The organism is Streptomyces sp. NPDC001750 (assembly GCF_042892615.1).
Lineage (GTDB): Bacteria > Actinomycetota > Actinomycetes > Streptomycetales > Streptomycetaceae > Streptomyces.
Genome location: NZ_JBIAUE010000018.1, coordinates 121,198 through 134,780, shown reverse-complemented (window position 1 = coordinate 134,780; position 13,583 = coordinate 121,198). Strand labels below are relative to the sequence as shown.

At 72.5% G+C, this 13,583-nt stretch carries 12 protein-coding genes; 5 read left to right on the top strand and 7 right to left on the bottom strand.

The genetic code is table 11. The features are described from left to right. Nucleotides 1–64 precede the first annotated feature (64 nt). A complete protein-coding gene (locus ACFYY6_RS25755; RefSeq protein ID WP_351516334.1) occupies nucleotides 65–1,294 on the bottom strand; it encodes an ATP-binding protein in 1,230 nt (409 codons plus the stop codon). 6 nt (nucleotides 1,295–1,300) lie between these two features. Then, nucleotides 1,301–1,954, bottom strand: a complete 654-nt coding sequence (locus ACFYY6_RS25750; protein WP_073789918.1) for a response regulator transcription factor — start codon at nucleotides 1,952–1,954, stop codon at nucleotides 1,301–1,303. Nucleotides 1,955–2,351: 397 nt separating this feature from the next. On the opposite strand from ACFYY6_RS25750, the gene ACFYY6_RS25745 reads away from it, so the two are divergent. Next, complete coding sequence (locus ACFYY6_RS25745; RefSeq protein ID WP_199883344.1) at nucleotides 2,352–2,525, top strand: hypothetical protein; 174 nt, start codon at nucleotides 2,352–2,354, stop codon at nucleotides 2,523–2,525. 326 nt (nucleotides 2,526–2,851) lie between these two features. Here the strand turns inward: ACFYY6_RS25745 and ACFYY6_RS25740 are convergent, their stop codons facing one another. Both ACFYY6_RS25740 and ACFYY6_RS25735 read right to left on the bottom strand, forming a co-directional pair. Then, nucleotides 2,852–3,667, bottom strand: a complete 816-nt coding sequence (locus ACFYY6_RS25740; protein WP_351516332.1) for an inositol monophosphatase family protein — start codon at nucleotides 3,665–3,667, stop codon at nucleotides 2,852–2,854. Nucleotides 3,668–3,781: 114 nt separating this feature from the next. Further along, the gene (locus tag ACFYY6_RS25735) at nucleotides 3,782–4,909 is read right to left on the bottom strand and encodes a ferrochelatase (protein ID WP_389195354.1); all 1,128 of its coding nucleotides are present in this window, start codon (nucleotides 4,907–4,909) and stop codon (nucleotides 3,782–3,784) included. A gap of 239 nt (nucleotides 4,910–5,148) precedes the next feature. Between ACFYY6_RS25735 and ACFYY6_RS25730 the strand changes: the two genes are divergently transcribed. Together ACFYY6_RS25730 and ACFYY6_RS25725 are read left to right on the top strand one after the other, a co-directional pair. Beyond that, complete coding sequence (locus tag ACFYY6_RS25730) at nucleotides 5,149–6,396, top strand: MFS transporter (RefSeq protein ID WP_389195351.1); 1,248 nt, start codon at nucleotides 5,149–5,151, stop codon at nucleotides 6,394–6,396. After that, on the top strand, nucleotides 6,353–7,675 hold the full coding sequence (locus tag ACFYY6_RS25725) for a D-arabinono-1,4-lactone oxidase (RefSeq protein WP_351516327.1): 1,323 nt from the start codon (nucleotides 6,353–6,355) through the stop codon (nucleotides 7,673–7,675). The genes ACFYY6_RS25730 and ACFYY6_RS25725 overlap by 44 nt, the downstream gene beginning before the upstream one ends. Before the next feature lie 241 nt (nucleotides 7,676–7,916). Here ACFYY6_RS25725 and ACFYY6_RS25720 read toward each other — a convergent pair whose 3' ends face one another. After that, nucleotides 7,917–8,981, bottom strand: coding sequence for a hypothetical protein (locus tag ACFYY6_RS25720; RefSeq protein WP_389195348.1), 1,065 nt, complete (start codon nucleotides 8,979–8,981; stop codon nucleotides 7,917–7,919). A gap of 498 nt (nucleotides 8,982–9,479) precedes the next feature. Between ACFYY6_RS25720 and sepH the strand changes: the two genes are divergently transcribed. Next, on the top strand, nucleotides 9,480–10,526 hold the full coding sequence (gene sepH, locus ACFYY6_RS25715; protein WP_389195345.1) for a septation protein SepH: 1,047 nt from the start codon (nucleotides 9,480–9,482) through the stop codon (nucleotides 10,524–10,526). Nucleotides 10,527–10,771: 245 nt separating this feature from the next. Here sepH and ACFYY6_RS25710 read toward each other — a convergent pair whose 3' ends face one another. Then, nucleotides 10,772–11,599, bottom strand: a complete 828-nt coding sequence (locus tag ACFYY6_RS25710) for a sulfurtransferase (RefSeq protein WP_351516321.1) — start codon at nucleotides 11,597–11,599, stop codon at nucleotides 10,772–10,774. A 238-nt stretch (nucleotides 11,600–11,837) separates the two neighbouring features. On the opposite strand from ACFYY6_RS25710, the gene ACFYY6_RS25705 reads away from it, so the two are divergent. Beyond that, on the top strand, nucleotides 11,838–12,617 hold the full coding sequence (locus ACFYY6_RS25705) for a VOC family protein (protein WP_351516320.1): 780 nt from the start codon (nucleotides 11,838–11,840) through the stop codon (nucleotides 12,615–12,617). Between the two features lie 24 nt (nucleotides 12,618–12,641). On the opposite strand, the gene ACFYY6_RS25700 is transcribed toward ACFYY6_RS25705, so the two are convergent. Next, nucleotides 12,642–13,580 (bottom strand): PaaX family transcriptional regulator C-terminal domain-containing protein, encoded by a 939-nt coding sequence (locus ACFYY6_RS25700; protein ID WP_351516319.1) that lies wholly within the window; start codon nucleotides 13,578–13,580, stop codon nucleotides 12,642–12,644. Nucleotides 13,581–13,583: the final 3 nt, after the last annotated feature.

The window sequence follows — 13,583 nt, the reverse complement described above, 5'->3', positions numbered from 1 at the left end:
GGTCACGAAAATTCCGCCCAAAGCGAACAAAGCACTTCGGGTACGATTCGCCGCGTCGGCGCGGTCAGACGGGCAGTGAGACGCGCATCACAAGGCCCCCTCCCTCACGGGGTTCCGCGACGATACGGCCGCCGTGGGCGCGCGCCACGGACCGCGCGATCGACAGGCCGAGCCCGACCCCCTTGTCGCTCCCCGTCCGCTCCGTACGCAGCCGTCTGAAGGGCTCGAAGAGGTTGTCGATCTCGTAGGCGGGCACCACCGGCCCCGTGTTCGAGACCACCAGCACGGCGTGGCCGGACTGCAGCGTGGTGGTGACCTCCACCCAGCCGTTCTCCGGCACGTTGTAGCGCACGGCGTTCTGCACGAGGTTCAGCGCGATCCGCTCCAGCAGGACGCCGTTGCCCTGGATGACGGCCGGGGACCGCTCGCCGCGGATCTCCACGCCCCGCTCCTCGGCCTCGGCGCGCGTCTGGTCGATGGCGCGCGAGGCGACCTCGGCCAGGTCGACCGGTTTGCGTTCGACGATCTGGTTGTCGCTGCGGGCCAGCAGCAGCAGACCCTCCACCAGCTGCTCGCTGCGCTCGTTGGTGGCCAGCAGGGTCTTCCCCAGCTGTTTGAGCTCCGCCGGCGCCTGAGGGTCGGAGAGGTGCACCTCCAGCAGCGTGCGGTTGATCGCGAGCGGCGTGCGCAGTTCGTGCGACGCGTTCCCGACGAACCGCTGCTGGGCCGTGAAGGCGCGCTCCAGGCGGTCGAGCATCTCGTCGAAGGTGTCGGCGAGCTCCTTCAGCTCGTCGTCCGGGCCGTCCAGCTCGATCCGGCGGGACAGGTCCGTTCCGGCCACCCTGCGGGCGGTGCGGGTGATCCGGCCCAGCGGGGAGAGCACCCGGCCCGCCATGGCGTAGCCGAAGGCGAACGCGATGACACTGAGGCCGACCAGGGCCAGCAGCGACCGGTTCAGCAGCGTGTCCAGCGCCTGCTGCCGCTGGTGGTTGACGCAGGAGTTCATCGCCGCGTTGATGGCGTCCGGCGTGGGGTTCGTGCCGAAGTTGCACACGTCGCTGACGATCCGGCCGCTCACGATCCTGAACGGCAGCTCACTGCCCACGTGGAGGGCCTGGGCGGCCAGCATGTAGATGATCGAGAGCAGCAGGATGCCCGCGATCAGGAACATGCCGCCGTAGAGCAGCGTGAGCCGTATGCGGATGGTCGGGCGCAGCCAGTACGGCGGCTCCGGCTGCTTGGGCTCCCAGGTGGGCTTCGGAGGCGCCGTCGGGGGCGCCGGGACGCTGGGCATCGGCGCTCAGATCCGGTAGCCGGAGCCGGGCACGGTAACGATCACCGGGGGCTCGCCGAGCTTGCGGCGCAGCGTCATGACGGTGACCCGGACAACGTTGGTGAACGGGTCGGTGTTCTCGTCCCACGCCTTCTCCAGCAGCTGCTCGGCCGAGACGACCGCGCCCTCGCTGCGCATCAGGACCTCCAGCACGGCGAACTCCTTCGGCGCGAGCTGGATCTCGGTCTCGCCGCGGAACACCTCCCGCCGGTTGGGATCCAGCTTGATGCCGGCGCGTTCCAGGACGGGCGGCAGCGCCACCGTCGTGCGCCGGCCCAGGGCCCGCACGCGGGCGGTGAGCTCGCTGAACGCGAACGGCTTGGGCAGATAGTCGTCGGCGCCGAGCTCCAGCCCCTCCACCCGGTCGCTGACGTCCCCGGATGCCGTGAGCATGAGCACCCGCGTGGGGATGCCCAGCTCGACGACCCGGCGGCAGACGTCGTCACCGTGCACCAGGGGAAGGTCCCGGTCCAGCACCACGACGTCGTAGTCGTTGATCTCGATGCGCTCCACGGCCGCCGCGCCGTCGTACACGACATCGACGGCCATGGCCTCTCGGCGCAATCCGGTGGCCACCGCATCGGCGAGCAGCTGCTCGTCCTCCACGACGAGTACGCGCACGGCGCTGTCCTTCCTCAGAGATTTCACGTTTTCACGTTCAGGCTTCACCACGTCGAAAACGCAGAACGTGCCGATGCGCACACGGTCCGTGAAGCGGACCGCTCATCGACACGGTCATGCGCTGCTCCATCCTGCCCGCAACGCGCATAAACCGGCGGTAAGACGGCGTTCACCGGCCCGGACCTCCCAGGAATTCACCGGATTTCCGGGCCAGTTGAGGTTTCTGTGAGGTTCGGGCCGGGGAGGACGCATGCACACCCGAGATCACGCCTCGAATGTGGCGTGCCACAGGCCACTCCGTCCCCGGAGAGTGCGTGATCACCGCCCTACCGCCACCGCGCGGAGGGAAACCCCGGGCACACCCCCGTGCCACCGACCCACGATGAGGGGGCGCATTATGGACGCTTTCACCGCTGGTCTGCTGCAGCGGATCAGGACGACCGAATCCGACCTCACAAGGGCTCGGGAGACGGGCGACGACTTCCTCGCGGACGTCGAGCAGGGCGAACTGGACGACCTGCACCGCCTCGCCGCCGAGCACGGCGTCAAGATCGGCACCACCGGCGTCTGAACCGTCGTGAGAGGGCCCCGGCCACCATTCGTGGTGGTCGGGGCCCTTCTGCTGCTCCAGGGGCCTCTGGCGGGCCTCTGCGGCCTCTCCCCGTCCCGTCCGCCGCGCGGCCCGGCCTCCGCTCGAACGACGGTGCGTCGACGACAGACCCCGAGAGCCGTCCCGTGACGCGTTGGATCGGCGCGCGGCCTCGGACGGGGTGCAGCGCGAGATGGGGTGCACCGCAAGACGGAGGGACGCCCGCATGCCGGTCGGATGCGGGCCCCCGACGACGCGGCGGGCGCCGCAGCTGTCGATGTGCGCCACCGGGGGCCGTGGGACAGCCCTCAGTCGTGCCAGGCGCCGTATTCCTCCAGGAGGGCCTGAAGCGGTTCGAAGACGCCCGGCGTCGCGGCGACCGTCAGGTCTCCGTCGGCGGGCAGCCCGGGGCGGCCTCCGGTACGTGCCCCCGCCTCGCGGGCGATGAGATCACCGGCCGCCAGGTCCCACGGGTGGAGCCCGCGCTCGTAGTAGCCGTCGAGGCGGCCCGCCGCCACGTCGCACAGGTCCACGGCCGCGGAGCCGCCGCGCCGGATGTCGCGCAGCCGCGGGATCAGTCGCTGGGCCACGTCCGCCTGGTGCGCGCGGACGTGGGCGACGTAGTTGAAACCGGTCGAGACGAGCGCCTGGTCGAGCGGTGGCGCGGGCCGGCAGCGCAGAGCGGTGTTCTCGCCGTGCGCCCCACGGGCGTACGCGCCGCCGCCGAGCACGGCCCAGTACGTCTCCCGGCGCATCGGGGCCTCCACCACGCCCACGATCCGCTCGCCGTCCCGCTCCGCGGCGATGGAGACGGCCCAGGTGGGCAGGCCGTACAGGTAGTTCACCGTGCCGTCGAGCGGGTCGATGACCCAGCGGATACCGCTGCTGCCCGGCGTGCTGGCGCCCTCCTCGCCGAGGAAGCCGTCCTCAGGGCGGCGTTCGGCGAGGAGACCGGTGATCAGCTTCTCGGCGGCGATGTCCATCTCGGTGACGACGTCGATCGGGCTGGACTTGGTGGCGGCCACGCCCAGATCGGCCGGGCGGCCGTCGCGCAGCAGCTCACCGGCGCGACGGGCGGTCTCCAGGGCGAGGGCGAGCAGTTCGGACGGGTTCGGGTCGGTCACGGCGCTCCAGGTGTCGGCGGACGACGGATGTCGGCGGGCTACGGCGAGGCACGGTCGACGGGAGCCACGGCGGGCCCTCGGTCCCGGGCGGGGCGGCGGTGCGCCCCGGACGGATCAGGCGTAGGGGCTGTCGGCGCCCGCGGCTGCGGGCCTGGGTGCCCGAGCCGGACAGCACCCGACCGGACACAGATCGTGGCTCGGGCCGAGCGCGCCCAGGGCGCAGCGCTCCGGAGCGCACCCCCGCTCGGTCCCGGCCCGCTCCAGCACCAGTTCGCGCACGGCCGCCGCGAACCGGGGGTCGGCGCCCACGGTCGCGGACCTGCGGACCGGAAGTCCGAGTTCGGCCGCCTTCGCGGTGGCCTCGGTGTCGAGGTCGTACAGGACCTCCATGTGGTCCGAGACGAAACCGATGGGGGCCATCACCACGGCGGGGACTCCCTCGCCATGCAGGCTCTCCAGGTGGTCGCAGATGTCGGGTTCCAGCCACGGGATGTGCGGGGCGCCGCTGCGCGACTGGTAGACGAGCTTCCAGGGGTGTGCGATGCCGGTCTCCTCGCGCACCGCGTCGACGATCAGACGGGCGATGTCGAGATGGGCCGCGACGTAGGCGCCGCCGTCGCCGTGTCCCTCGACGGGGCCGGAGGTGTCGGCGGCGGACACGGGGATGGAGTGCGTGGTGAAGGCGAGGTGCGCCGCGGCCCGTACGTCCTCGGGCAGGTCGGCCAGGGAGGCGAGGACGCCGTCCACCATGGGCCGCACGAACCCGGGGTGGTTGAAGTAGTGCCGCAGCTTGTCGACGCGGGGCACCGGCAGCCCCTCGGCCTCCAGGGTGGCCAGCGACTCCGCGAGGTTCTCGCGGTACTGCCGACAGCCGGAGTAGGAGGCGTAGGCGCTGGTGGCGAGGACGGCGATGCGGCGACGGCCGTCCGCGACCATCTCGCGCAGGGTGTCGGTGAGGTACGGCGCCCAGTTGCGGTTGCCCCAGTACACCGGCAGGTCCAGGCCGTGCTCCGCGAAGTCCTTGCGCAGGGCGTCCAGCAGCGCCCTGTTCTGGGCGTTGATCGGGCTGACGCCGCCGAACCGGAAGTAGTGCTTGCCGACCTCTTTCAGCCGCTCCTCGGGGATGCCCCGGCCGCGGGTCACGTTCGCCAGGAACGGGACCACGTCGTCCGGGCCTTCGGGGCCGCCGAAGGAGAGCAGCAGCAGGGCGTCGTAGGGAGCGGGGTCACACAGATCGGACATGCCATCGATCCTGCCACTCGCCCCGGACAGTGCTTCCACCGACATCCCCCGGCACCGCCTCCGCGCCCCGACCGCCCGCGCCCGCCCCGGTCCGGGGCCCGCCCCCGGCCTCCTGCGCGGAGCCTGGGCCCCACCCCGCTCCCCTCCCGTCCCCCGCCCCTAAGCTGTACCGGCCGCATTCAGGCGTAACAGACACGTTCGTCACAGGCACGTTCGATCGCATCGCCCCGGAGCCTTCCTTGCCCAGTCCCTACCGCGCGATTTTCGCCGCCCCCGGCACCAAGCGGTTCTCGGCGGCCGGATTCCTCGGCCGGATGCCGCTGTCCATGATGGGCATCGGCGTGGTGACCATGGTTTCCCAGCTCACCGGCCGCTACGGGCTCGCCGGGGCGCTCTCCGCGACGCTGGCGATGTCGGCCGCCGTGATCGGGCCGCAGATCTCCCGGCTCGTGGACCGGCACGGTCAGCGCCGGGTGCTGCGGCCGGCCACGCTCGTCGCGCTCGCGGCGGTGGCCGGGCTCCTCGTCTGCGCGCAGCAGCGACTGCCGGACTGGACGCTCTTCGTCTTCGCGGCGGGCGCCGGCTGCGTACCCAGCGTGGGCTCGATGATCCGGGCCCGCTGGGCGGAGATCTACCGCGGTTCGCCGCAGCGGCTGCACACCGCGTACTCGTGGGAGTCGATCGTCGACGAGGTGTGCTTCATCTTCGGGCCGATCATCTCGATCGGCCTGTCCACGTCCTGGTTCCCGGAGGCGGGCCCGCTGCTCGCGGCGGTGTTCCTGCTGGTCGGCGTGGTCTGGCTGACCGCGCAGCGCGCCACCGAACCGGTCCCGCACCCGGGCGAGCAGCACACCGGCGGTTCCGCGATGCGTTCCCGGGGTCTGCGGGTGCTCGTGGTGACGTTCATGGCGACCGGGGCGATCTTCGGGGCGATCGACGTGGTGACGGTGGCCTTCGCCGAGGAGCAGGGGCACAAGGCGGCGGCGAGTCTCGTCCTGGCCGTTTACGCCCTGGGGTCCTGCGTGGCCGGGGCCGTCTTCGGCCTGCTGCGGCCGGGCGGGAAGCCGTCCACCCGGTGGCTGCTGGGTGTGTGCGCGATGGCCGTGAGTATGATCCCCCTCCAACTGGCCGGGAGCCTGCCGTTCCTGGCCGTGGCGCTCTTTGTCGCGGGCCTCGCCATCGCACCGACGATGGTCACCACCATGGCCCTCGTCGAGCAGCACGTACCGCGCACCGCACTGACCGAGGGCATGACCTGGACCAGCACCGGGCTCGCCGTCGGCGTGGCACTCGGCTCCTCGGCCGCCGGCTGGGTGGTCGACGCCGCCGGGGCCGAGGCGGGGTACGCGGTGCCCGCCGTGGCGGGAGCGCTCGCGGCCGCGGTGGCGTTCCTGGGGTACCGCCGGCTCAGCGGGCCGGCCGCTACGGGAGGGCGTGGGGAAGATGACCGGAACCGGCGCACGGACGACGGCGAGCGCGTGGCGTAACTGGGCGGGGAACGTCACGGCACGTCCGGCGCGGGCCGTGACCCCCGCCTCCGCGCCCGAACTGGCCGAGGCGCTGCGCCGGGCCTCCGAGGACGGCCTGCGGGTGAAGCCGGTCGGCTCCGGGCACTCCTTCACGTCGGTGGCGGCCACCGACGGACTGCTGATCCGCCCCGATCTGCTCGCCGGCATCCGGGAGATCGACCGCGAGGCGATGACGGTGACCGTCGGGGCCGGCACGACGCTGGAGCGGCTCAACACCGCCCTGGCGCGGGAGGGCCTCTCGCTCACCAACATGGGCGACATCATGAAGCAGACGGTCGCCGGTGCCACGTCGACCGGCACCCATGGCACCGGCCGCGACTCGGGGTCCATATCCGCGCAGATCCGCGCCCTCGAACTGGTCACCGCCGACGGGCGGGTCCTGACCTGCTCGGAGAAGGAGAACGCCGACATCTTCGCCGTCGCCCGGATCGGGCTCGGCGCGCTGGGCGTCGTCACGGCGATCACCTTCGCCGTGGAGCCGGTCTTCCTGCTGACGGCCCGTGAGGAGCCGATGAGCTTCGACCGGGTCATGGCCGACTTCGACCAACTGGTCACGGAGAACGAGCACTTCGAGTTCTACTGGTTCCCGCACACCGGCAACTGCAACACCAAGCGCAACAACCGCAGCGCGGGACCGGCCGCGCCTCCCGGGAAGGTCAGCGGCTGGATCGAGGACGAACTCCTCTCCAACGGGGTCTTCCAGGCGGCCTGTGCGGTCGGCCGGGCGTTCCCCGCGACGATCCCGTCGATCGCCAGGGTCTCCAGCCGCGCGCTCTCGGCTCGTACGTACACCGACATTCCTTACAAGGTCTTCACCAGTCCGCGCCGGGTGCGCTTCGTGGAGATGGAGTACGCCGTGCCGCGCGAGGCCGCCCTGGAGGTGCTGCGGGAGGTCAGGGCGATGGTCGACCGCTCTCCGCTGCGGATCAGCTTCCCGGTGGAGGTGCGCACCGCACCCGCCGACGACATCGCGCTCTCCACGGCCTCGGGCCGGGACAGCGTGTACATCGCCGTCCACATGTACCGGGGCACGCCCTACCAGGCGTACTTCACGGCCGTCGAGCGGATCATGGCCGCCCATGCCGGCCGCCCGCACTGGGGCAAGATCAACACCCGCGACGCGGAGTACTTCGCCGAGGTCTACCCGCGCTTCGGCGAGTTCACCGCCGTACGAGACCGGCTCGACCCGGACCGGCTGTTCGGCAACGACTATCTGCGCCGGGTGCTGGGCGACTAGTGCTGTGACCGGCAAGGTTTGCCCGGAAGGAGCGTCGTCCGGTGCGTGCGACCGCAAGGCGGCCGAAAGCCCTCGTAGCGGGGCTACGTGGGCTTTCGGCCAACGCCGCGAGCGTGCGTGCCGGACGGTGCGACGGGGCAAACGTTGCCGGTCACGGCACTAGGGCGTGTTTCGAAAGTGCCGTCGTATGGCCGGAGGCCGGGACGAGGGGGCGGTGCCGGAGGACGCCGCCCCCTCGGTCTCATCGGCCGGTGTCGGTGCCGGTGGTGGCCTGTCCGCCCTGCGCCGGGGCCTGCCCGGCATCCGTGGGCTGCGGGGCGACGCCGCCGTCGCCGGGGGCCGACGGGGCGGGTGTGGTGGCCGGGGACGGACCGGTCCCCTCGCCGCTGTCGGCGGGCCGCGTGGGGCTGGGCGCCGGATCGGCCGGGGCGCGGCCGTCCTGACCGGAGTCGGGGTTCCGGCTCTGGCCGCCGCCCGGCGCCGTGCCGGGGGCCCCGTCGCTCTCCTGCCCCGGCGTCCGGTCCGGGCCGGTGCCGGTCGACGGCGCGGGATCGTTCGTCCCGGAGTCCCGTTCGCCGCCGCGTACGACGGAGCCCACGGTGGTGCCCCGGCCCCCGCTCAGGTCGTTCCCGGAAACCAGTTCGTATGTGGTGATTCCGGCCATGGCCACGGCGAAGACCACGGCCGCCCCGGCGGCGGAGCGCTTCCAGCCCCGGAACCGGGTGCCGTGCGTGGTGGCCTCGGAGAACTCCTCGTCGGGCGCCCCGTCCCGGCCCGGGCGGACCGCCGCGAGCGGCCGGGTCGCGCCGAACGGCCCGGTCGGCCGGGTGGGGTCCTGATCGGTGTCCACGGCGCGCAGCACGGTCGTGGCATCCACGGCGGGAAGAACCGTCGTGGCATCGACGGAGGGGAGCGCGGTTGTCGCGTCCATGAGGGGGAGCGCCGTCGTGGCGTCCTCGACCCCGTCGCGGCCCGGCTCGGGCGAGAACCGCCGCTCCCCCCGCGAGGCCCGCGCGTCGCCCGCCCTCCGGTTCCGCCCGGCCGTCTCGCGGCCCTGGTGCTTCGCCTGGACCGTAACCTCGCGGAGCTGCTCCCCCGTGCGGCGGAAGAAGTGCTGGAAGACGGAGCCGCCGCACGTGGCGACGACGCTCATCACCCCCGCGCCCAGGATCGTTCCGTAGACGCCCAACTGGGAGGCCGCCACCGCCGCGGCGACCGCCGCCACGGCGCTGCCCGCCACCTGCGGCAGGCTCAGATCTATTCGCTTTTCCTTGGGATCCGTGTCACTTTCCGGCTTCTGCACCATTTCCAGCCCTTGATTGACATCTCTCCCACCATGCAACAGATAGGGACATCTGAGCGAAGTGATTAGTTCCGCTTCGGGAGATTCTGTGAAGCAGGACACGCACGAGGGGCATACGACCCCCGACTGGGTAGCTCAACTGCCGCACCCGACGACAACTTCGACGGCGCGGCGGTCCACTCACGTGGCCCGAATGGAGTACTGTGACGAGCCCTGAGCCGGATTCCCGCACGGGTGTCCGGGATCTTCGGGAAGGGGGCCGCAAGGAGGCGCTCGAACCGGCGGCGCCGCGGCATCGCACGGGGACCGGCTACATGAGGTGACCAGAAGTCGCTTCATGTTGCACAATGGGTCACCGTGTCATACCGGCGGTCAAGGGCTCACGCTCGACACACCGGGCAACACGGCAATGTTGTGGCAGGCTGCACCCGGGCAGGCCACACTCGACTAGCGGAAGCAGCGACGCACGTGACGTCGGCAGGCACCACCCGGGAGGTCCCCATGCCCGAACTGCGTGTCGTGGCCGTCTCCAACGACGGCACACGACTGGTGCTCAAGGCTGCGGACAACACGGAGTACACGCTTCCGATCGACGAGCGGCTGCGAGCCGCCGTGCGCAACGACCGTGCGCGGCTGGGCCAGATCGAGATCGAGGTGGAGAGCCACCTCCGCCCGCGCGACATCCAGGCGCGGATACGGGCGGGCGCCTCCGCCGAGGAGGTCGCCCAGTTCGCCGGGATCCCGGTCGACCGTGTCCGTCGCTTCGAGGGCCCTGTCCTCGCGGAACGCGCCTTCATGGCCGAGCGCGCCCGCAAGACCCCCGTACGCCGTCCCGGCGAGAACACCGGCCCCCTGCTCGGCGAGGCGGTCAAGGAGCGGCTGCTGCTGCGCGGGGCCGACAAGGAGACCGTCCAGTGGGACTCGTGGCGCCGTGACGACGGCACCTGGGAGGTCCTGCTCGTCTACCGGGTCGCGGGCGAACCACATTCGGCGAGCTGGACGTACGACGCGCCGCGTCGGCTGGTCCAGGCCATGGACGACGAGGCGCGTTCGCTGATCGGCGAGACCGACGAGGTCGCCGCGCCCGAGCCGACCTTCCCGTTCGTGCCCCGGATCGCCCGGCTGCCCCGCGACCGGCCGCTGGACCGCCCCTTGGAGCGCCCGTCGGTCCCGGCCCCCGTGCCCGACCCCGAGGAGCACGTGGGCGGCATCTCGTCCGGTGAACGCGATTCGCTGACCAGCCTGCTGGAAGCGGTCCCGAGCTTCCGCGGCGACATGGTCGTCCCGGAACGGCCCGAGCCCCCCGTCCCGGACCCGGTCGCGGAGGAGCCGGAGGCCGACGAGCCGCCCGCGGCTGCCGCCTCCGCGGGTGCCGGTTCCGCCTACGCGGATGTGCTGATGCCGCGGGCGGTGGCGGGGCACCGCGACCGGCTGATCGGGACCACGGACCGTCAGGCCGAGGCCGACGGCGTACGCCCGGGCCGCCGGGCCGCGGTGCCGAGCTGGGACGAGATCGTCTTCGGCACGCGCCGAAAGAAACAGGACTGAACGGGCCGACCGCAGCATGACGAGGGCCCGTACGCCACGGCGTACGGGCCCTCGCGCCGTGTCCTGCGCGCGCGGCACGGGAGAAACATGCGCGCCCCGGAGCGACGCACCGCACGCAAGCGGCGCACGGCACGGAGGAAGCGCACGGTCCGGAAGAAGCGCGTGGCACGGAAGGAGCGGCCGGAGAAGCGCGCGACCGGACCGCGTCCCGGCCGCGCGCCGCGCTCAGTCCGGCGCGCCTCGCGTCAGCGGGGGTCGGGGCCCGTGGCGACCGGGCGGGTCCCGTCGGCGGTCCACTCGGACCAGGAGCCCGCGTAGAGCGCCGCCGGAATCCCGGCGACGGCCAGGGCCAGCACCTCATGGGCGCCCGAGACGCCCGAGCCGCAGTAGACACCGACCTCGGACGCCCGGTCGGCGCCGAGCTCACCGAAGCGGGCCGCCAGCGAGGAGGCGGGCAGAAACCGGCCGTCCTCCTCCACGTTCTCGGTGGTCGGGGCCGAGACGGCGCCCGGGATGTGACCGGCCACCCGGTCGATCGGTTCCACCTCGCCCCGGTAGCGTGCGGCGGCCCGCGCGTCGAGCAGCAGGCCCGACCGGGCCAGCGCCGCCGCCCCGTCGGCGTCCAGCAGCGGCACGGCGCCGGGCACCGGCCGGAAGTCGCCCTCGTCCGGCGTCGGGATCTCCGTGTCGAGCTTCCCCTCCCAGGCCGCGAGGCCGCCGTCCAGCACCCGGACGTTCTCGTGCCCGGTCCAGCGCAGCAGCCACCAGGCACGGGCCGCCGCCCAGCCCTGGCCGCCGTCGTACACGACCACCGGGGTGTCCGCGCGGACACCGGCCCTGCGCATGGTCGCGCCGAACTCCTCGGGGTCGGGCAGGGGGTGGCGCCCACCACTGCCCGCCGGACCGGCGAGGTCCGCGTCCAGGTCGACGAAGACCGCGCCCGGGATGTGTCCGGCCTCGTAGTCCGGGCGGCCGTGCGAGCCGCCCTGCTGCCAACGTACGTCCAGGAGCACCGGCGGACGTGGCCCCGCCAGCTCGCTCGCGCATTCGGGCGCGGTGATGATCGGCTTCATGGGAACCATCCTCGCGCAGGGGCGGTCCCACCCGTAACACCGTCACACCACCGACCCGGACGCACCGCATGTTTCCGGCCTCTCTGTCGGGATCCCGGACGATGCGGCGCGGCCGGGCCGCATGGAGCGCCGGGTGGTGCGAGCATCTGCACGGGGCGCGCACCACCCGTGCCGCACCACGGCACACGGCCCCGTTCCCCCCGTACGGCCACCACGATGGTCCGAGGAGAGAGTGACGATGACCGAGGCTCCCGCCCGGCGCACACCCGGAACACCTTGCTGGGTGAGTCTGATCGTGCACGGCTTGAGCACCACAGAGGATTTCTACGCCGGTCTGTTCGGCTGGGAGTTCGCGCCCGGACCGGACCAACTGGGTCCGTATGTCCGCGCGTCGATCGGCGGGAAGGTGGTCGCGGGCATCGGACAGCTGCCGTCCGACCGCCTCCTGCCTGTGGCCTGGACGACGTATCTGGCCACCGACGACGCCGATGTCACGGCGGAGCTGATCCGCTCCTGCGGCGGCACGGTCGCCGTGGGGCCGCTCGACGCGGGCGAGGCGGGACGGCTCGCCGTCGCCGCCGATCCGGGGGGCGCGGTCTTCGGGATCTGGCAGGCCGCCGCGCATCTCGGCACGGCGCTCTCCGGCACCCACGGCGCCCCGGTCTGGAACGAGCTGCTGACCCGTGAGACCTCGACGGTCTGCAAGTTCTACCAGACGGTGTTCGGCTACGAGGCGGAGGCGGTCGTATCGGCCGACTTCGACTACCAGACACTGCGTCTGCGCGGTCGCCCGGTCGCCTCGCTGCACGGCGTGGGTCATGCCCTCCCCCGCGACCGCGGGCCGCACTGGATGACGTACTTCGAGGTCGACGACACCGACGCGACCGCGCGTCGTGTGGTGGACCTGGGTGGGTACGTCCTCCAGCCGCCCCGCGACGGCTCCTTCGGCCGGATCGCGACCGTGGCCGACCCGGAGGGCGCCGTGTTCACGATCGTGCGGTCACCCGACAGGCCGTGAACCGACTGGCTCCGGGCCGGGGCGTCAGCCGGTCCGGAGCCGTTCGACATGGCGGCGGGCGGGGCCGGACAGCCGGGCGTGGAGCTCGTCGAAGAGGTCGGACGCCTCGGTTCCGCTCCATTCGGCCGGCAGCAGCTCCCGGGCGACACCGGGGTCGAGGTAGACCAGCCGGCGCCAGTCGGTGATGACTCTGATGTACGTCGTGAACGCCTCGTCGTCGTTGACCCGGTCCCCGCCCGCGATGCGCTCGGCCACCGGCCGGTACGCCGCGAGGAACTCGACGTAGAGCCGCTGCAGCCGGACGGTGTCCCACCAGGTGCGCACCTTCGCGGCCAGTTCCGCGCGGCCCGCCCGGCCCTTGCCCGGCCCGCACTCGCCCTCGGGCGCGTTCCCGGCCGGGATCCCGGTCTCCGTCCTCCCGGCCGCGGGGAGGTGGTCGGCCCGGAAGAGGTCGGCGTAGGAGCGCAGCCCGTGCCGGGCCAGCATGTCCTCCGCCTCCTCGTACACATGGCCCGGTGCGATCCACACCCCGGCGGACACGGATCCGAAGCCGAGCCGGGTCAGCTGGGTGCGCAGCGTGTGCCGTCGGGCGCGCTCGGACTCGGGCACGGAGAAGACGACGAGCACCCAGCCCTCGTCGACGGTGGCGCGCCGTGCCGCGAAGATGCGCGGATCGCCGTCTCGGAGGACGCGTTCGGTGTCCGGCGAGATCCGGTATCCGGCCGCTCCGGACACCGTTTCCGCTTCGAGGATTCCGGCGCGCTTCAGCCGGGAGACGGAGGACCGCACGGTCGGCCCCTCGACGCCCAGGTCGGCGAGCAGCCGGATCAGCGAGGCCACGGACATCCAGCCGCCGGTGTCGCGCGCGTACAGCCCGTAGACCGTCACGATCAGCTGCCTCGGTTGCGCCTTGCCCGGGAATCCCGGTCCAGGCGCGGACTCTTCCCCGCTCGCCGTGTTCACGGC